Below are 18,507 nucleotides of genomic sequence, written 5' to 3'. Positions count from 1 at the left end.
TATAGGTCGTTATACATCTCTCAAGCGCCGGATGCCTTCGGTGAGTTCGGCGAGGTCGGCCGTCGCGGCGAAGCCCAGGCGCAGGAACGGCCCGGACGGTTCGGTGGCGAAGAACCGCTCCCCTGCCCCGACGACGACTCCCCGCTCTCTCGCGGCGCGGGCGAGTGCGTTCGCGTCACTCCCCGCCGGTAGCCGCACCCACAGGTGCAGCCCACCCGAGGGAAGGCGTGCGACAGTCCATTCAGGACACTCCCCCGCCAGCGCCGCGGCCGCTTTCGCGCACCGTTCCCGCAATTCGGCGCCCAGTTTCCGCACGTGACGTTCCCAGGACGGCGCGCTGAGGAGTTCGAGTGCCGCTTCCTGCAGCGGACGGGAGACGAAGAAGTCGTCGACCCGCCGGATCGCCTTCATCCGGTCGAGCACCGGCCCTCGCGCGATCAGCGCCCCGATCCGCAGGCTCGGCGCCGCCGCTTTCGTCACCGACGTCAGGTGGACGACCGTGCCGTCGCGGTCGTCGGCGATCAGCGGACGCGGTGCCGTGGATTCGTGCGACAGGTAGCGGGCGAAGTCGTCCTCGAGCACGAACGCACCCGCCGCCCGCGCCACCTCCAGCACCTGAGCGCGACGTTCGGCGGCCAGCACGGTCCCGGTCGGATTGTGGAAGGTGGGCTGACAGTAGAAGAGCCGGGCGCCGGTCATCGCGAACGCCTCGGCGAGCAGATCCGGACGGACACCGTCCTCGTCGATCGGGACCGGCACCGGACGGAGTCCCGCCGCTCGCGCCGCGGCGAGCGCTCCCGGATAGGTCGGCGACTCGACCAGCACAGGACTTCCCGGAGCGGCGATGGCCCGGAACGCCATCGACAGCCCGCTCTGTCCGCCGGCCGTGATCAGGACGTCGTCCGGCGACGCACCGGCCGGTCCCGCGAACACCGACCTCAGCGCGGCCAGCCCGGTGGCGGGTGCGCGGTCCCAGGCGTCCGGACGGCGGCCCGCCCGCGCGAGCGCCGCACTCAAGAACCGGGCCGCCTGCAGTGACCGGTGCGGATAGCCGCCGTCGAGCAGGATCGCGCCGTCCGGCGGCGGCCCCAGGGTGCCGGTGAGGGACCGGGTGTCGACGCTGCGATCAGTCAACGCGACGGTCTGCCACGCCGTGTCGAGCGGTTCTCCCGCCGTCCTCGGCTTCGTCGCCACGTACGTCCCACTGCCGGGGCGGGTCACGACAGCACCTTCCGCGGCCAGCAGGGCGATCGCGCGCGAGACCGTCACCGGGCCGACCCGGTAGCGCTCGATCAGCTCCCGGCTACTGGGCAGCCGGTCCCCCGGCGCCGCCGCACGGACCAAGGAACGCAGCTGGGCCACGAGCGCAGAAGTGCTACTATCCGACATGAAAGAACATGATAGTGCTACTGAAAACCGCGCGGAATCACTACTGGACATTCCAGCGCTGCGAGCCGATACCCCCGGTAGCGAGAAGGTCGTCCACTTCAACAACGCGGGCTGTGGTCTCGTGGCGAAGCCGGTGCTGGCCGCGATGCTCGACCACCTGAATCTCGAAGCCGAGATCGGCGGTTACGAGGCCGCTGCCGTACGGGCCGACGAGGTCGCCGGCTTCTACCGCGAGATCGCCGCGCTCATCAACGCGCGGCCGCGCAACATCGCCTTCGCGGCCAGCGCCACCCACGCCTACTCCACAGCGCTGTCCTCGATCCGGTTCGAAACCGGCGACATCGTTCTCACCACCCGCAACGACTTCATCTCCAACCAGATCGCGTTCCTGTCACTGCGGAAGCGGTTCGGCGTCCAGGTCGTTCACGCACCGGACACGCCGGAAGGCGGTGTCGACGTCGAGGCCATGGCGGCGCTCATGCGCAGCAGGAAGCCGAAACTGGTGGCGGCCACGCATATCCCGACCAATTCGGGACTGGTCCAGCCGGTCGCCGAGATCGGGCGGCACTGCCGCGAGCTCGGTCTGCTGTACCTGGTCGACGCCTGCCAGTCGGTCGGTCAGTACCCCGTCGACGTCGAGGAGATCGGCGCCGACCTGCTCACCTCGACGTGTCGCAAGTTCCTGCGCGGTCCGCGCGGCTCCGGCTTCCTGTTCGTCTCCGATCGCTTCCTCGCGGACGGCCACGAGCCGCTGTTCATCGACATGCACGGCGCCCGCTGGGCCGCGCCGAGAAAGTACGAGCCCGCCGGGTCGGCCGTCCGGTTCGAAGAATGGGAATTCCCGTACGCCACGGTGCTCGGCAGCGCGCGGGCGGCGCGCTACGCCCGGGAGGTCGGCCTGGAGGCGATCTCACGGCGAACGCCTGCGCTCGCGTCGAGACTGCGTGACGGGCTCGCCGCCCTTCCCGGCGTCGAGGTGCTCGACCGGGGCCGGAAGCTGGGCGCGCTGGTGACGTTCTCGATCAAAGGCTGGGAAGCCGTCCCGTTCAAGGAGGCGATGGACGCCCGGCGGATCAACTCGGCACTCAGCTACCGGGAGTTCGCCCAGTTCGACTTCGGCGACAAGAACGTCGACTGGTGCCTGCGGCTGAGCCCGCACTACTACAACACCGAACAAGAGGTGGACGACGTGACCGCGGCCGTCGCCGAACTCGCCGCCTGATCGCGGCTTCCCTGCCTGGGCACTGGGGGGTGCACGGGCAGGGAAGCCGTCAGAGCGTCAGGCGCCGGCGAGACCGCGGCGCTGCAGCAGCGGCTCGATCTCCGGGTCACGGCCGCGGAACGCGCGGAAGGCGTCCATCGGGTCGATGCTGCCACCGCGCCCGAGCAGCTCACGGCGGAAGTGGTCACCGTTCTCCCTGGTGAGCCCGCCGTTTTCGCGGAACCACTGGACGGTGTCGGCGTCGAGGACCTCGCTCCAGATGTAGGAGTAGTACCCGGCGCTGTAGCCGCCGCTGAAAACGTGCGCGAAGTAGGTGGTGCGGTACCGCGGCGGCACGGCTTCCAGCGCGACTCCGGCCTTGGTCAGCGCCTCGGCCTCGAACCTCTGGACGTCTTCGACGTGGTCCTCGGTGCCGAGCGCGTGCCACGCCTGGTCCAGAAGGGCCGCGGCGAGGTACTCGGTCGTGGAGAAGCCTTCGCCGTACTGCTGCGACGCCAGGAGCTTGTCGATCTGCTCCTGCGGAAGCGGCTCGCCGGTCACGTGGTGCTTGGCGTAGTTGGCCAGGACCTCGGGCCAGAGCATCCACATCTCGTTGACCTGTGAGGGGTACTCGACGAAGTCACGCGGAACGCTGGTGCCGGAGAACGTCGGGTACTGCACGTCCGACAGCAACGAGTGGAGCGCGTGCCCGAACTCGTGGAACGCGGTGACGACCTCGTCGAAGGTCAGCAGGGTCGGCTCCCCCGCCGGAGGCTTGGCGACGTTGAGCACGTTCACCACGACCGTCTTGGTGCCCAGCACTGTCGTCTGGTCGACGAAGTTGTTCATCCAGGCGCCGCCGCGCTTCGAGTCGCGGGCGTAGTAGTCCAGCAGGAACAGGCCGAGTGCCGTGCCGTCGGCGTCGAAGACCTCGAAGGTCCGGACCTCGGGGTGGTACTTCGGCAGGTCCTCCCGCTCGGTGAAGCTCAAGCCGTACAGCTTGGAGGCGGCGAAGAAGACCCCGTCGGTCAGCACCCGGTTCAGCTCGAAGTACGGGCGGAGCGCCGCGGTGTCGACCTCGAACCGGTCCTTGCGGACGCGCTCGGCGTAGAACGCCCAGTCCCACGGCCGCAGGACGGCGCCGGGGATGTCGGCTTCGAGGTACCGCTGCAGTTCTTCGGCCTCCGCCTTGGCGTTGGCCACGGCGACCGGCGCGAGGCGCTCCAGCAGCCCGGCAGCGGCGGCGGCCGTCTTCGCGGTCTCGTCTTCGATGACGTACGAGGCGTGGTCGGGGAAGCCGAGCACGGCGGCCCGCTCGGCGCGCAACCGGACCAGCTGGGCGACGATCTCGTTGTTGTCGAACTCGTTGCCCCGGTTGCCCCGCGACACCGACGCGGTGAAGATCCGCTCGCGCAGCGCGCGGTCCTCCAGCGTGGCCAGCGCCGCCTGTGCTGTCGGCAGGGTCAGCTTGAGGACGTACTTGCCCTCCTCCCCCGCGGTCTCGGCTGCCGTCGCGATCTCGTCCCCGCCCAACCCGGCGAGTTCCGCGACGTCTTCGACGACGACGGCGAGTTCGTTGGTGTCCTTCAGCAGATTCTGCTGGAACCTGGTCGACAGGGTCGAAAGCTGCTCGTTCAGCTCGCGCAGGCGCTTCTGGTCGGCTTCGGGAAGCCCCGCGCCGGCCCGGCGGACGTCGGTGTGGTGACGCTCGAGCAGGCGGAGCGACTCGGTGTCGAGGCCGAGTTCGTCCTTGCGCTCGAACAGCGTGTTGATCCGGGCGAACAACGCCGGGTTCAGGTTGACGGCATCGGCGTGCGCGGCCAGTCGCGGCGCCATTTCGGCCTGCACTCGCTGGATCTCGTCGTTCGCGTTCGATCCGGAGAGGTTGTAGAACACGCTGGAAACGCGAGACAGCAGCCTGCCGGACTTCTCCAGCGCGGCGATGGTGTTCTCGAACGTGGGCGGCTCGGCGGAACCGGCGATCGCGTCGATTTCGGCGGCGTGCTCGGCCAGGCCCGCTTCGAAGGCGGGCAGGAAGTGTTCGTCGGCGATTCGGTCGAACGGCGGAAGGGCGTAGGGCAGCTCACTCGGCGCGGCGAACGGGTTGTCCTGCGAAATCATCGGTGTTGCTCCCGGGTCGTCGAATCTGCTGTTCAGGCCACCTTACGGGCAGTCAGGGGCCGGTGGATGCCGTCCGTGGCGTGACGCCGCAGACGGTGTCGGTCACGCTCCGGTGGTACCGCCCACCACCGCGTCGGAGCTCTGCTTTCCCTTGCCGCGCTTGGCTTTGGCTTTCGGTGCCGGTGGGGCGATCCCGGCCAGGTCACCGCCGTTGTCGTTGACGCGCAACACGAACGGACGAGTCTCGGTGTAGCGGACCACCGAAACCGACGCCGGGTCGACCACGATCCGCTGGAACGCGTCGAGATGCTGGCCGAGCGCGTCGGCGAGGATCGACTTGATCACGTCGCCGTGGCTGCACAGGAGCCAGACCGCGTTCTCGCCGTGTTTCGCGGTGATCCGGGCGTCGTGCGCGCGAACGGCCGCGACCGAACGCGCCTGCATCTCGGCCAGTCCTTCCCCGCCGGGGAAGACCGCGGCCGAGGGGTGCGCCTGCACGACCCGCCACAGGGGTTCCTTGAACAGATCCTTGAGCGCGCGACCGGTCCATTCGCCGTAGTCCACTTCGGACAAACCGGGCTCTTTGACCTTGTCCAGACCGCGTGCCTCGGCCAGCTTCGCGACCGTCTGGCGGCAGCGGAGCATCGGCGAGACCACCAGCTCGGCGAGAGGAACCGGCGCCAGGCGCTCGACGAGCGCCGCCGCCTGTGCCCGGCCGGTGTCGTCCAGCCCGACCTTGGGCGTGCGCCCGGCAAGGACGCCCGAGCCGTTCGCCGTGGACTTGCCATGGCGCAGAAGGATCACAGTACTCACGTTGCCCACCCTACGTGTCCGTGCTTTGCCCGCTCCCGCGTTTCGTCCTCTGGATGCGGAGGTTTACAGGTGCGGACCCGCGCCGGGGTCGAGGACACCGGTGAAGATCAGCACGAACAGCAGGACCCCGAGCACGAGCCGGTAGATCACGAACGGCACGAAGCTCTTGGTCTTGATGTAGGACATCAGCCAGGCGATGACGGCGTAGCCGACGCCGAACGCGACCAGCGTCGCCAGGATCGTCGGCCCCCACTGGGCCGGGGCGCCGTCCTTGCCGATGTCGGTCAGCTTGTACAGGCCCGAGCCGAACACCGCCGGCAGCGCCAGCAGGAAGGAGTACTCCGCCGCCTCCGCGCGGGTGTAGCCGAGCAGCAGCCCGGCGCTGGTGGTGCCGCCGGAGCGGGAGACGCCCGGGATCAGCGCCAGCGCCTGCGCGAACCCGAAGCCGAGGCCGTGCGGCACGGTCAGGTGGTCCAGCGTCCGTTCCTGCCGCCCGATCCGGTCGGCCAGCAGGAGGATGAGGCCGAACACGATCAGCGTGGTGGCGGTGATCCGCAGATCACGGAAGGTCTCGTCGATCGCGTCCTGCAGCAGCAGGCCCAGCACCACGATCGGCAGCGAGCCGATGATGATCAGCCAGCCGAGCCGCGCGTCCGGGTCTTGCCGCCAGTCCTTCTTGTAGATCGAGAAGAACCAGGCACGGAGGATCTTCCCGATCTTGCTCGAGAAGTACAGGATGACGGCGAGTTCGGTGCCGATCTGGGTCACCGCGGTGAAGGCGGCGCCCGGGTCGTCCCAGCCGGCGAGCGCCGCGGTGATCCGCAGGTGCGCGCTGGAGGAGATCGGCAGGAACTCCGTGAGGCCCTGGACGAGCCCCAGGACCAGTGCTTCGAACCATCCCATCAGGCGACACCGGCCAGTTCGATCGCTTCGGCCGCGACTTCGAGAGCGTGTGCGGAGCTCTCGGGGTCCGGCATGGAGGGCGCGACGGTCAGCGTCGTGACCCCCGCTCCGGCGAAGGCCTGCATCCGTTCGGCGATCCGCTCCTTGGGGCCCAGCAGCGACGTCGCGTCGATGAACTCCAGCGGGACGGCCGCCATCGCGCCTTCGTAGTTCTTGCCCAGGTACTTCTGCTGGACGTCGGCGGCTTCGCGCTCGAAGCCCATCCGGCAGGCGAGCTGGTTGTAGAAGTTCTTGTCCCGGCTGCCCATCCCGCCGAGGTACAGCGCCGCGTACCCGCGGACCGCGTCGGCGCAGGCCTTCCAGTCGTCACCGACCACGAGCGGGACGGTGGGAACGACGTCGAAGCCGTCGAGGGACCGCTCGGCCTTCTCCGCGCCCGCCTGGATCAGCTTCAGCTGCTCTCCGGCGTGCTCGGGCGAGAAGAACACGGGCAGCCAGCCGTTCGCGATCTCGCCGGTCAGTTCGAGGTTCTTCGGGCCGATGGCGGCCAGGTACACGGGGATCTCTTCGCGTTCGGGATGCACGGTCAGCGTCAGCGCCTTGCCGGGCCCGCCGGGCAGCGGGAGCTCGAAGTGCTCGCCTTCGTACTTCAGCCGCTCACGGGACAGCGCCTTGCGGACGATCTCGACGTATTCGCGCGTCCGGCCGAGGGGTGACGCGAACTTCACGCCGTGCCAGCCTTCGGAGACCTGCGGCCCGGACACACCGAGGCCGAGGCGGAACCGCCCGCCCGACAGCGTGTCCAGGGTCGCGGCGGTCATCGCGGTCATCGCGGGCGTCCGCGCCGGGATCTGCAACACCGCGCTGCCCACGTCGATCCGTGAAGTCTGCGCCGCCACCCACGCCAGCACCGTCGGCGCGTCCGAGCCGTACGCCTCCGCGGCCCAGACGACCGCGTAGTCCAGTTCGTCCGCCTTCTTCGCCAATGCCAGGTTGGCCGCGTCGTTGCCCGCGCCCCAATAGCCCAAGTTCAGTCCGAGTCGCACGGCGTGAATGTATCCATCGGAGTGTCACTCCTCCGTTCAGGGTGTTGACACCGCGGTGACCCGGCCGGTGGTACTCGATCACGACACGCTCACCTGCTCCGCGTCCCGCACCGGCCTTCCGGCTAGGCTCGCCCGTCGTGGAAAAGCGACAGCTCGGCCGGTCGGGACTGCGGGTCTCGCGGATGGCCCTCGGGACCATGACGTGGGGTGGCGACACCGACTCCGAGGAGGCGGCCAGCCAGCTGGTCGCGTTCGTCGACGCCGGGGGCACCCTGGTCGACACCGCCGACATCTACAGCGAGGGTGAGAGCGAACGCGTTCTCGGCGCGCTGCTCGGCGACCTCGTCCCGCGTGACGACATCGTGCTCGCCACCAAGGCGGTCGCCCGCCGCACCGACGGCCCGTTCGGTGGTGGCGCCTCTCGCGGCGCGCTGCTGAGCGCCCTCGAAGGTTCGCTGCGCCGCCTCGGCACCGACCACATCGACCTCTGGCAGCTGCACGCCTGGGACACCACCGTGCCGGTCGACGAGACCCTCGCGGCCCTCGACTACGCCGTGACCAGCGGAAAGGCCCGCTACGTCGGCGTCTCCAACTACTCGGGCTGGCAGCTCGCGACCGCCGCGGCCCGCAGTTCCGCCGTCGCCCCGCTGGTCTCGACGCAGGTCGAGTACTCACTGCTGGAGCGCGGAGTGGACCGCGAGGTCGTGCCCGCCTCGGAGCACCACGGCATCGGGATCCTGCCCTGGGCCCCGCTCGGCCGGGGCGTGCTCACCGGCAAGTACCGCACCGGGACACCCGCCGATTCTCGTGGCGCTTCGAGTGTTTTCGCGGGCTATGTCGAACATCACCGGACCGATCGCGCGGCCAGGATCGTGCAGGCGGTCGCGACCGCCGCCGACGGGCTGGGCACCTCGCCGCTGGCCGTCGCGCTGGCCTGGGTCCGCGACCGGCCGGGAGTGGTCGCTCCCGTGGTCGGAGCACGCGACACCGGACAGCTCACCGGGTCGCTCACGGCCGAGGAGATCACGCTCCCGCCCGCCATCCGATCGGCGCTCGACGACGTCAGCGCGATCGAGGTCGGGTACCCCGAACGCGGCCTTTGAGCCGTCTCGATTACTGGATTAGGTGACTGTTAGGTGACACAGACGTGACGCGGTGGGGTTCCTGGGGGATGCTGGACAGGTCCGTTCGACGAGTAGCAGGTGGAGGCACCAAGGTGGGTCGGCTGTCCGCCGTTTCCCGGATCGCGATCCCGCTCGCCGGTGCCCTGGTGCTCTCGTCCTGCAGTGCGGACGACACCCCGAACGACACGCTCCAGATCGTGCAGAACCCCGTCGCGGTGACGGCCGCCGTCTCCCCCGCGGTGACGGCCAAGCCCGCCGGTTCGGTGTTCGCCGGGCCCGGGGTCAAAGCGCTGGCCACCGACGAGGCGAGCAAGACGCTGATCGTCGCAGTCTCGGAGCCGCCTTCGCTGCGCCTCTACGATCTCTCGGCCCTGGACACCCCGAAGACGACCGTGGCCTTGCCCGGCCCCGCCGAGCGGCTCACGGTCTCCGGCGGCCAGGTGCTCGCCAGCGTCCCCGGCAAGAGCCTGCTGGCGAAGGTCTCCCTGCCCGGCGGCGCACTGGAGACGGTCCCGGTCGCGGGGCAGCCTTCCGCCGGTCTCGCGGACGGCGACTCGACGCTGGTCTCGGTCCGTGATCGCAAGGTCGTCGAGGTGCTGTCCGCCAACGCGGGCCCGAAGACCGTCACCGGCCAGATCTACAGCGCCGACGACGTGCTGAACACCGGCGACGGCGTGGTCGTCCTGGACAAGCTGCGCACGGCTCTGTTCTCGGTCGACCTGGCCGAGGGCAAGATCGGCGAAGGCCTCCGCGCGGGCGACGGCGCGGCCAACGCGGTCACCGACGATCTCGGGCGCGTTTTCGTCACCGACGCGCGAGCGGGCGCGTTGCTGGCGTTCTCCACGACGCCGCTGCTGCTGCGCCAGCGTTACCCCGTCCCCGGCGGGGCGTACGGCATCGCCTACGACCGCGCCCAGGGTCTCGCCTGGGTCACCCTCACCGAGCGCAACGAGGTCGTCGGCTTCGACGTCCGCGGCGGAGAGCCGATCGAGAAGCACCGGTTCCCCACCCTGCGGCAGCCAGATTCGGTCACCGTCGACGAGCAGGGGGGCCGTGTGGTCGTCGGCTCGGCCATCGGAGAAGGGATCCAGGTGATCACGCCATGACAGTTGTGGACGAGGCGGTGGTCGAAGGGGATTGGGAGTACCGGCGGCTGCAGTTGCCTCCCGGTGTTTCCCGGCGGGCGGCGGCGACGCAGCTGTCGATCCACGCCGAGTTCGCCGGCTGGGAGCTCTCGACCGTCCGGCTCTACTCCGATGGGACCCGGAGGGTGTGGTTGCGCCGCAAGCGCACCGCCACACCCCTGCCCGGCCTGATCACCTGAAGACGCGGCCGAGCCAGTCCGCCCAGAGCTCGTCCTGTTCCGCGGGGTCGACGTCGCCGAACAGGTGATGCATCGCGAGCATCGGCCCGCGGAAACCGCGGACGAAGCGCAGGAGCGCGTCCCCGGTCCGGATCCCGACCGTCTGCTCGTTCGCCAGATAGACCTCGCCGTCCACTGTGGACATCGACCCCGTGCTCAGCCGGACCCCGTCGCCCGTGTCCGGCCGCCCGGCGAGACCCAGTTTCCGGCCCAGCGCCAGCCACGCGCGGTCCCAGTCTTCGATCGCGGGCCCGAACACCGTCACCGGCACCGCTTTCCGGCCCGCGAACCCGTTGAGGTACTCGACCAAGGTGCGGAGGAACAGCTCGCCGCCACCGCGCATCGCCTCGAACTCGTCTTCCCAGTCGTCGCCGGGCAGGAAGCCGCTCGTCACGGTCCGCAGCACGGTGCTGCCGCCGGACCGGGCCTCGATCAGGAACTCGTAGGCGACGAACCGCCCGTCCTCCTCGCGTTCCGTGCCGTAGACGAGCCTTTCGAGCGGATCCCACGACGTGATCGCGGACGCGGGTTCGTAGCCGCCGAACGCGGTCTTCACCGTGCCGCCGACGCCGCCGTCCACCTCACTGCGTCCCATGAACCATGACGTGATCCCCGGCCCGGTCGCGATGGCGTCCCAGACCTGCTCCGGCGTCGCGTCGACCTCGACGCGGTCGGCGATCTCGAATTCGTGCCCCACTCAGCGCTCCTCGGTCTCGGTTTTGACGCTCGGATGGACGGCGACGACGATCCGGTGATCGCGGCCCTGTTCGGCGCCTTCGTCGTGGTACTTGCTCACCAGGTTCGTGATCGCGACGGTGAGTTCTTCGGCGAACGCCGCCCTGTCGGCCGCGTTCGAGAACCGCACCTCGCCGTCGATCGCGAAGGTCGCGACCCGCTTGCGCGCCTTGGTGGAGCCGGTGATCAGCAGGCCGACGTCGCGCACCAGCCTGCCCGCGACCGCGAGCAGCCAGCGCGCGGAAAGGCGGTCCGGCGACTCGGCCGGGTCGGGCTGGACCGCGGAAAGCGCGGTCGGCGAGATCACGTAGGACGCCGCGGTCGCGCGCATCATGCGTTCGGTGACGTTGCCCTTGCGCCGCTCTTCGACGAGCTCGACCAGGCCGTGCTTTTCCAGCGCGCGCAGGTGGTAGTTCACCTTCTGCCGCGGCAGATCCACCCGCGCGGCCAGCATCGTGGCCGACGCCGGTTCCGCGAGTTCGGACAGCAGCCGGGCCCGGACCGGGTCCAACGACACTTCGGCCGCTTCCGCGTCCTCGATCACCGCTACGGAGAACATGGCAAGAAGGTGTCACCGAAAAGAGAACTTGTCAAGGCAGTCAGTCTTGTCGGCGAGCCCTCGTCGCCAGGGCGAGCAGCCGGGGCACCACCTGCGGGGCCGCCTCCAGCGGGACGACGTGCCCGACCCCGGGCAGCACCACGGACGTCCCGTTCTCCACCGCGCCCGCCAGTTCTTCGACGTCGGCGGTGGGCACCAGTTTGTCGCGCTCCCCCACGATCGCCGTCACCGGCACCGCGCCGACCTGCGACAACGCGGACTCCCGCGTGTAGGCGTCCAGTGCGGGGCGGAACGCGGACACCGTCTGGGGCCAGTTGCCGCGGATCATCCGGACGGTCAATTCGACGTCGCCGGGCACCGGGTCGTCCCCGAAGAGCCACCACCGCAGGCCGGCGGTCACCGCCTTGCTGGTGTGCTCCCGCACCAGGCCGATCAGCTTCGTCCCGAAGACCATTTCGAGGTCGCGGCCGAGTTTCCCGAGCGCGTTCGGCCAGATCGCGTCCGGGGTGACGCCGCCGGCGGACATGGCGAGCAACCCGATCCCCGCCACCCTGGCCGCGAAGACGTCCGGATGCCGCTGGGCGAGCGAAAGGATCGCGAGGCCGCCCATGTCGTGACCGACCAGGACGACACGACCCTCGGGAATCACCTTCTCCAGCACCTCGGCGAGGTCGTCGGCGAGATGCCCCATCGTCGCCGACGCGGCGCGGACCTCACCGGATTCGCCGTGCCCGCGCTGGTCGTAGGCCAGCACCGCGATCGGCTCCTCCGCGGCCTCGGCCAGCACCGGCGCGACGGCGCGCCAGCTCCGCCTGTCGAGGGCGTACCCGTGCAGGAGCACCACGGTCACCGGCGCCGACGGATCACCCCAGCGTTCGAAATGCAGGGGTGTTCCGTCGGCGGCCAGCAGACCGGACATCAGGCGGAGCGGAGGAAACGGTCGAGCACCCGCACGCCGAACTTCAGCGCGTCGACCGGGACACGCTCGTCGACGCCGTGGAACAGCGCCGAGAAGTCGAGGTCCGCGGGCAGCTGCAGCGGGGCGAACCCGAAGTTGCGGATCCCGAGGGACTGGAACGACTTCGCGTCCGTGCCGCCGGAAAGCATGTACGGGAGCGTGCGGGCGCCCGGGTCCTCGGCGAGGACCGCCGCGGTCATCGCGTCGACGAGGGCGCCGTCGAAGGTCGTCTCGACCGGCGGCAGCTCCATCCACTCCTTCTCGATGTCCGGGCCGAGGATCTCCTCCAGCTCGGCGTTGAACGCCTCGAGACGGCCGGGCAGGATCCGGCAGTCGACCGAGGCTTCCGCGACCGAGGGGATCACGTTGGACTTGTAGCCCGCGGTGAGCATCGTCGGGTTCGCCGTGTCGCGCAGGGTCGCGCCGATCATCCGGGAGATGTTGCCGAGCTTGGCGACGGACCCCTCGATGTCGTCCTCGGGGAAGTCCCAGCCGGTGATCTCGGTGACGCCGTCCAGGAACTCGCGGACGGAGTCGGTCATGACCAGCGGGAAGCGGTGGTTGCCGAGCCTGGCGACGGCCTCGGACAGCTTGGTGACGGCGTTGTCGCGGTGGATCATCGAACCATGGCCCGCGGTGCCTCGCACCCGCAGCTTCATCCAGCGGATGCCCTTTTCCGCCGTCTCGATGAGGTACGCGCGGACGTTGTCCTTGAGCGTGATCGAGAAGCCGCCGACCTCGCTGATGGCCTCGGTGACCCCCTCGAACAGCTCGGGCCGGTTCTCCACCAGCCACTGCGCGCCGTACTTCCCGCCCGCCTCCTCGTCGGCGAGGAACGCGAAGACGAGGTCACGCGGCGGCACGATGTTGTTGATCTTGTAGTGGCGGGCCAGCGCGAGCGTCATCGCGCACATGTCCTTCATGTCGACCGCGCCGCGGCCCCAGACGTAGTCGTCCTGGATCGCGCCGGAGAACGGGTGCACCGACCACTCGGAGGCGTCGGCGGGGACGGCGTCGAGGTGACCGTGGATCAGGAGCGCGCCCCGCGACGGGTCGGCGCCCGGCAGCCGGACGATCACGTTGTGGCGGTTCTTGCCCCCGGACTCGACGTAGGTGATCTCATAGCCCGCGTCGGTGAGCTTCTCGGCGACGTACTCCGCCGCGGCGCGTTCACCGACGAGCGTGTCGGGATCACCCGTGTTGGTGGTGTCGATGCGGATCAGTTCACTGGTGAGGGTGACTGCCTCTTCGGCGGCGGCTTCGATCAGATTCGGTTCGGTCACCAGGCATTCCTACCATTGGTGGAGCCGGCCGACCCGTCACGACCGCCGCGTGGACACGTGTGAAGACCCACTCCCGACCGCACCACCGCAGGCGGGTAGCTCAGTCGGCGACCCGCGCGCTCGAGCGCCTCCATCAGTGCGTGACCAGGACGCTGGAGGTCGAGGCCGCAGAAAGCTAAGCCTCGCACGCCAGCACCGACTCGAAACGGACAAATCGCCCTACTGCTCGCCCAGCTACAGCAGACCGGTGTCGACCGGATGACGAGCCGTAACCTCGGGCTCCGCCCGGGGCCGCCGCGCGGACACCGGAGGAAAGCCTTCGCGGCGGGGCCCCGCCGCGGTCGCCCGTAGGCCGACGCGCGTTCGAGCTGGTCAGGACCGGTTGCGACCGGACGTCTCACGGCCCCAGAGGGCCCAGCTCCCCGCGGGCAGCGCCCAGCTGAATAACCGAGGCACCCGGCTCAGGATGTGGCGATTCTTGTGTCCGCCGCGGTCGTGCTCACGCCTTTCAGACCGTCGTCGCCGATGGATTCCCAATGACGATGCCGACGATAATTTTCTTGATGGAAGTACATTCTCACACTACTCAGAAAGCGGGGAACCAGGTCAAAACTCTTCTGCCATCCGACCCCAGACGGCGGATGTTAAGACTTGACCAGACACGGTAAAGATCGGATCTCTCCATGCCGGACGCGAATGCTCAGGATGCAGCTGGTCCTCTACGAAGCAGCAGGTCGAGCCAGGAAACTGGATTCACGACATGCAGGCCTCAGCGTCACCTCGCCGCCAAAGATGTGAGTCATACCTACGGGTTTCACCCACATCTTGTAGCTATCGAGAATTAGCGCCTCGGGGCGTTGCTCTCGCGGATACGAAACGGAGGTTCCTGCACTCGTGGAGGCCGTGTTAATGGCATTTTGGAGGGGTGTCCAGGTCCTCGCGTTTCGAGACGGAACTTCGCCCATCGATGCTGCGTCGGTACTCCGACAAGACCATCAGCTGCTACCGCGCCCGCCTCGCGCACTACCGGCACTGGTGCCACACCCGCGGCTACCAGACCGGCACGATCCGCCAGACCATCAACGCCCTGGTCTTCTGGGCCGAACGCAGCACGGGCCAGGCACCCGACGACCGCGCCGCCAAACAAGCCCTCCGCGGCTTCACCGAGACCTTCAACCGAACCCACCCGCCGGCCTGGCGAGTCGCCGGACGACGATCACCACGACGACGTCGCGCCACGGTCCCGCGTCCGCTCGGCGACGGCGGCGAGCGGCCATGACCACGCGCGAGCAGGAACTCGCGCTGGCCCAGCGGGTTCAGCGATTGGTGGCCGACCCACGCGTGACCGGTGCACTGCTCGCGCTTCGCGGCACGACCGGACGTTCGGTGACTGATGAGGCGGTACCTCGTCCTCCAGAACCGGGGTGCGTTTGGCCGGGTAACCGAGGAAGATCATCGCGTGAAACCGATACCTGCGGACGCCGATCCGCGAGACCGCCGCTCATCGGGAGCGACTGGAACTGGGGCCGGCCCGACGAGCCGATGGCAGCTTCGTCCAGCCCGCGACCGCGGTGGACGTGCCGATGGCCCTGCGTATCGACTTCGCCGCAGGAGCAGTGTGGTGTGTCGCCGCCACGTTGCCGAACGACCGGCCACTATTGGAACGTCATTGCTTACCATGTACATCATCACCGTGAGGTACGCGTTTCACGGGTATGCCGGAATAGTGCGACGACAAGTGGGTTCCGGCATTCTTGCCGTCACCTGACACACTCATGATCAGCGACATGTTCGCCTCCTCGTACTCGACCAGCGACATAGTCGCCATGCGCGGCATTCATGGTGCCGATGAGGCAGGGGTGCACGGCGACGGTCCAGCAATCCGTTCAACGAAAGGAGTCGATCACCGGTGAGCGTTTGAGTGAGCCTTCAGGTGCGTTCGAAGCCGCCGGTGCAAGGTAACCGTCATGCGCGTGATGCTCTCCGTATCGGCCTGGCCGACGCACTACCTCTCGATGGTCCCGCTGGGCTGGGCACTGCAGTCGGCGGGGCACGAAGTGCGCGTCGCCTGCGCGCCGTCCCAGACGGAGACGCTCGCCCGCGCCGGCCTGACCCCGGTGCCGATACTCACCGATCTGGACATGGTGCGGCAGACCCGGCTGCTCTACATCAGGGACGCCCGCGATGGCACTTGGCCGTATCCGTGGCTGCCACTGCACCCCGTGACCGGCGTTCCACTCACCAGCCTCGACGCGTTCGACATGGCCGCGTACCAGGCCGAGCACGACCGGGCCTCGCACGCACTGCTTCGCCGGTCGTGCGAGGCCGCTGTGGACTTCGCCTGCCGCTGGCGTCCTGAACTCGTGCTCTATGACCCGGTCAGCTTCGAAGGCATGCTTGTCGCACGGGTACTGGACGTGCCCGGAGTGGTGTCGCTCTGGGGACCGGTCGGCACAGCGGAACCGCCGCGGCTGTGCCTCATGCCCCACGCGCCGGACATCTTCAATGGTTACGGCGTCACGCCGACCAGGCTCGACGAGGCGGCCCACGTCATCGACCCATGCCCGGCCGAGCTGGCACCGCCGACCAGTGCGACGCGACTGCCGGTCCGCTACATCCCGTACAACGGCGCGGGTGAAATGCCGCCATGGCTGCTGACCGCGCCCTCGCGCCGGCGCATCTGCGTCACACTGGGCAGTGAGCTGACCCGCGTGGCGGGCCACGGCTCGTTCTCGCTGGCGAAGGTACTCGGCGCGGTGACCACTTTGGACTGTGAGGTCGTGGTCGCCGCGACGGCCAGAGACCTCGCGACACTGCCCCCTTTCCCGAATGTCCGTACCCTGGAAAGCTTTCCGCTGCGACTGCTGCTGCCGACCTGCTCCGCGATCGTCCACCACGGCGGAGCGGGCACCACTATGACGGCGCTGGCCACCGGAGTTCCCCAGCTGGCGCTGACCTTCGGTGTCGAACAGCACTCCAACGGGACCAGGCTGGCGGCCACCTACGCGGGGCTTCACCTCCCCGCCCATCAGGCAACCACGGGAGCTGTCACCGCGGCCGTCACAGCACTGCTGGAGCAACCCGGGCACGCCGAACGGGCAGCCGCCTTGCGCAGCGACCTCGACGTCAGGCCCCCACCGGCCGACCTGGTGCCCATTTTGGAAAAACTCGCCATCGTCCCCGCCGGTTAGCGCCCGGGTTCCGATAGGTTCCCGAAGGCGTCGGCGCCGAGACATCGGCCCGAACCATCCGTCTGATCGTGCACGATGTCCCAGCGACTGCCCGGCAGCCATCCGACGGCACTCCGCCGAGCGCCCTTACGTCGGGGAGCTGGACGAGCGAGTCCGTGCGCTTATCCGTGGGGTCCTTGCCCACTTACCGGTCACCTGCGGCTTCGTGTCGGAACTCAGCTGCCGGCCTGCCGTGCGGATACTCTCGAGGAACCGGTAGCGGGGGCCTGGCACACCGGGGCCGTGGTCGGCTTCCAAGATCTGGAGTTCTACGAGGTCTTCCAGCAGAGATTCGGCGTGACGCTCGTCTACGCCGAGTGTGTTCGCCGCATCCGGGACCGAAAGCGTGCTGGCCTCCAGCCAGATCAGCAGCCGGAACGCGGCACGGACCGTCGGTGACGCCGTCTGGTAGGTACGCTCCACACTCGCGATCAGGCCAAATGGATCGGCGGTCGGTATGTCCTGGGCGGACTCGCGGCCGATCCAGTCGACCAGCCGCCTGATCGACCAATGTGGACGCTCTTGCAGCCGGGCGGCCACCGCGTGCAGCGCCGATGGCAGGCCGTCGCACAGCGCGACGATCGCGCTGGCGGCTTCCGGGTCGGCGCTCACCCGGCGCGGTCCCAGCAGTTCACTGAGCAGCCGCAACCCATCGGCCTCACTCAGCGGCTGGATCTCCACTGTGGTCACCACCAGCGGAGTGAAGATCCGGCGACGGCAGGACACCAGCACCGCGCATTCCTCGCCTGCCGGGAGCAACGGCCGCAGCTGGTCGACGCCGACCACGTCATCCAGTACCAGCAACAATTTCTTCCGCATGGTCCGGCTGAGGAACATCCTCGACCGCGCGTCGGCGCCATCGGGAATCTGCGACTCCGGAACCCCGAGCGAGGTGAGAAACTCGGTGAGCACGTCGCCCGCGTTCTTCGGCCTGCCATCGAGATCGACGAGCCTCGCGTAAAGCTGGCCGTCCGGGTAACGGCCGCTGACCTGATGGGCCGCCCGGATACTGAACGCCGACGTGCCGGAGCCCGGCGGGCCGACGACGAGCGCTACCACCGGCCCCGGGCGATGCTCGGTGGCCAGCGCTTCGAGGGCCTTCGTGAGCTGTTCGTCCCGGCCGATCAGGACCGGGGTCTCCGGCGGCAGCTGATGCGGTGACGGCTGCGGCGTGGACGCCGCCTGGCTCACCGGACGGGCCCAGGTCGCCGATGACGGCAGGTCAAGCGTCGAATCGCTGGTGAGCAAGACGCTGTGCAGCCGCTGCAGCTTGCCCGATGGATCCAGGCCGAGGTCGCTGGACAGCCTCGTTCTCATCCGCTGGTACGCCCGCAGTGCGTCGGTGCGCCTGCCGACGCGATGCAGTGCGACCATCAGCATCGCCTGATAGCCCTCGTGCGTCGGGTGCTCGGCGGCCAGGCTGGTGAGCTCGGCGAGCAATTCATGGTGCCTGCCCAGCTGCAGATCGGCCTGGATGCGTAGTTCCAGCGCGGTCCGGCGCATTTCGTCCAGCCGGAGCACCTCGGACCGCAGCACCGGGCCGAGGTCGACATCGACCAGCGCCGGGCCCCGCCACAGCCGTAGCGCGTCCGAAAACGTCTGGGTCGCCGTCGCGATCTGGCCGGACTCGAGTTCGGTGCGACCTCGGTTGGCGAGCTCCTCGAATCGTTTCGAATCGAGGCCCGACTCGGCGAAAGACAATCGGTAGCCATGCGGTGAGGTGTACAATGCGGGCGTCACCAGGTCGGAGTTCAAAGCTTTTCGCCGGTCCGCTGTGGCATC

16 protein-coding genes are annotated in these 18,507 nt (G+C 68.9%); 6 read left to right on the top strand and 10 right to left on the bottom strand.

Features of this window, described 5'->3' with window-relative positions; translation table 11 throughout:
• Window positions 1–9: 9 nt before the first annotated feature.
• A complete protein-coding gene (locus tag ACLJPX_RS18480; RefSeq protein WP_410601178.1) occupies window positions 10–1,389 on the bottom strand; it encodes a PLP-dependent aminotransferase family protein in 1,380 nt (459 codons plus the stop codon).
• Here ACLJPX_RS18480 and ACLJPX_RS18475 point away from each other — a divergent pair.
• Complete coding sequence (locus tag ACLJPX_RS18475; RefSeq protein ID WP_410601177.1) at window positions 1,388–2,611, top strand: aminotransferase class V-fold PLP-dependent enzyme; 1,224 nt, start codon at window positions 1,388–1,390, stop codon at window positions 2,609–2,611. The two genes, ACLJPX_RS18480 and ACLJPX_RS18475, sit on opposite strands and share 2 nt — an antisense overlap.
• 57 nt (window positions 2,612–2,668) lie before the next feature.
• Here ACLJPX_RS18475 and ACLJPX_RS18470 read toward each other — a convergent pair whose 3' ends face one another.
• From ACLJPX_RS18470 to ACLJPX_RS18455, 4 genes are all read right to left on the bottom strand, one after another.
• Window positions 2,669–4,711, bottom strand: a complete 2,043-nt coding sequence (locus ACLJPX_RS18470; protein WP_410601176.1) for a M3 family metallopeptidase — start codon at window positions 4,709–4,711, stop codon at window positions 2,669–2,671.
• 102 nt (window positions 4,712–4,813) lie between these two features.
• On the bottom strand, window positions 4,814–5,524 hold the full coding sequence (locus ACLJPX_RS18465; protein ID WP_101613208.1) for a histidine phosphatase family protein: 711 nt from the start codon (window positions 5,522–5,524) through the stop codon (window positions 4,814–4,816).
• 63 nt (window positions 5,525–5,587) lie between these two features.
• Window positions 5,588–6,427, bottom strand: a complete 840-nt coding sequence (locus ACLJPX_RS18460; protein WP_101608009.1) for an undecaprenyl-diphosphate phosphatase — start codon at window positions 6,425–6,427, stop codon at window positions 5,588–5,590.
• A complete protein-coding gene (locus ACLJPX_RS18455) occupies window positions 6,427–7,473 on the bottom strand; it encodes an LLM class F420-dependent oxidoreductase (protein ID WP_410601175.1) in 1,047 nt (348 codons plus the stop codon). Before ACLJPX_RS18455 ends, ACLJPX_RS18460 begins: the two co-directional genes overlap by 1 nt.
• 137 nt (window positions 7,474–7,610) lie before the next feature.
• On the opposite strand from ACLJPX_RS18455, the gene ACLJPX_RS18450 reads away from it, so the two are divergent.
• The 3 genes from ACLJPX_RS18450 to ACLJPX_RS18440 all read left to right on the top strand — a co-directional run bounded on the left by ACLJPX_RS18450 (window position 7,611) and on the right by ACLJPX_RS18440 (window position 9,921).
• Window positions 7,611–8,576, top strand: coding sequence for an aldo/keto reductase (locus ACLJPX_RS18450; RefSeq protein WP_199193005.1), 966 nt, complete (start codon window positions 7,611–7,613; stop codon window positions 8,574–8,576).
• Window positions 8,577–8,689: 113 nt separating this feature from the next.
• Entirely contained in the window at window positions 8,690–9,703 is a 1,014-nt protein-coding gene (locus ACLJPX_RS18445) for a YncE family protein (RefSeq protein WP_410601174.1), read from the top strand.
• A complete protein-coding gene (locus tag ACLJPX_RS18440; RefSeq protein WP_016334446.1) occupies window positions 9,700–9,921 on the top strand; it encodes a DUF5703 family protein in 222 nt (73 codons plus the stop codon). The genes ACLJPX_RS18445 and ACLJPX_RS18440 overlap by 4 nt, the downstream gene beginning before the upstream one ends.
• On the opposite strand, the gene ACLJPX_RS18435 is transcribed toward ACLJPX_RS18440, so the two are convergent.
• Genes ACLJPX_RS18435 through ACLJPX_RS18420 form a run of 4 tightly spaced genes read right to left on the bottom strand, consistent with a single transcriptional unit; the run spans window position 9,914 to window position 13,495 of the window.
• Window positions 9,914–10,657 (bottom strand): SRPBCC family protein, encoded by a 744-nt coding sequence (locus tag ACLJPX_RS18435; protein ID WP_410601173.1) that lies wholly within the window; start codon window positions 10,655–10,657, stop codon window positions 9,914–9,916. The genes ACLJPX_RS18440 and ACLJPX_RS18435 overlap by 8 nt on opposite strands.
• Entirely contained in the window at window positions 10,658–11,254 is a 597-nt protein-coding gene (locus tag ACLJPX_RS18430) for a winged helix-turn-helix domain-containing protein (protein WP_101608014.1), read from the bottom strand. It abuts the gene before it with no gap.
• A 40-nt stretch (window positions 11,255–11,294) separates the two neighbouring features.
• A complete protein-coding gene (locus ACLJPX_RS18425; RefSeq protein WP_101608015.1) occupies window positions 11,295–12,173 on the bottom strand; it encodes an alpha/beta fold hydrolase in 879 nt (292 codons plus the stop codon).
• A complete protein-coding gene (locus tag ACLJPX_RS18420) occupies window positions 12,173–13,495 on the bottom strand; it encodes a M20/M25/M40 family metallo-hydrolase (protein ID WP_101608016.1) in 1,323 nt (440 codons plus the stop codon). Before ACLJPX_RS18420 ends, ACLJPX_RS18425 begins: the two co-directional genes overlap by 1 nt.
• Window positions 13,496–14,462: 967 nt before the next feature.
• Between ACLJPX_RS18420 and ACLJPX_RS18415 the strand changes: the two genes are divergently transcribed.
• Window positions 14,463–14,774, top strand: a complete 312-nt coding sequence (locus tag ACLJPX_RS18415) for a hypothetical protein (protein ID WP_410601172.1) — start codon at window positions 14,463–14,465, stop codon at window positions 14,772–14,774.
• Window positions 14,775–15,462: 688 nt separating this feature from the next.
• Window positions 15,463–16,686 carry a nucleotide disphospho-sugar-binding domain-containing protein gene (locus ACLJPX_RS18410; protein ID WP_410601171.1) on the top strand — a complete coding sequence of 408 codons (1,224 nt, stop codon included), beginning with the start codon at window positions 15,463–15,465 and terminating at the stop codon, window positions 16,684–16,686.
• A gap of 126 nt (window positions 16,687–16,812) precedes the next feature.
• Here the strand turns inward: ACLJPX_RS18410 and ACLJPX_RS18405 are convergent, their stop codons facing one another.
• Window positions 16,813–18,465 carry a BTAD domain-containing putative transcriptional regulator gene (locus ACLJPX_RS18405; protein WP_410601333.1) on the bottom strand — a complete coding sequence of 551 codons (1,653 nt, stop codon included), beginning with the start codon at window positions 18,463–18,465 and terminating at the stop codon, window positions 16,813–16,815.
• Window positions 18,466–18,507: the final 42 nt, after the last annotated feature.

Origin of the sequence: Amycolatopsis sp. lyj-90, from assembly GCF_046549035.1 — a bacterium.
Taxonomy (GTDB): domain Bacteria; phylum Actinomycetota; class Actinomycetes; order Mycobacteriales; family Pseudonocardiaceae; genus Amycolatopsis.
This window is presented reverse-complemented; position numbering and strand designations above follow the sequence as displayed.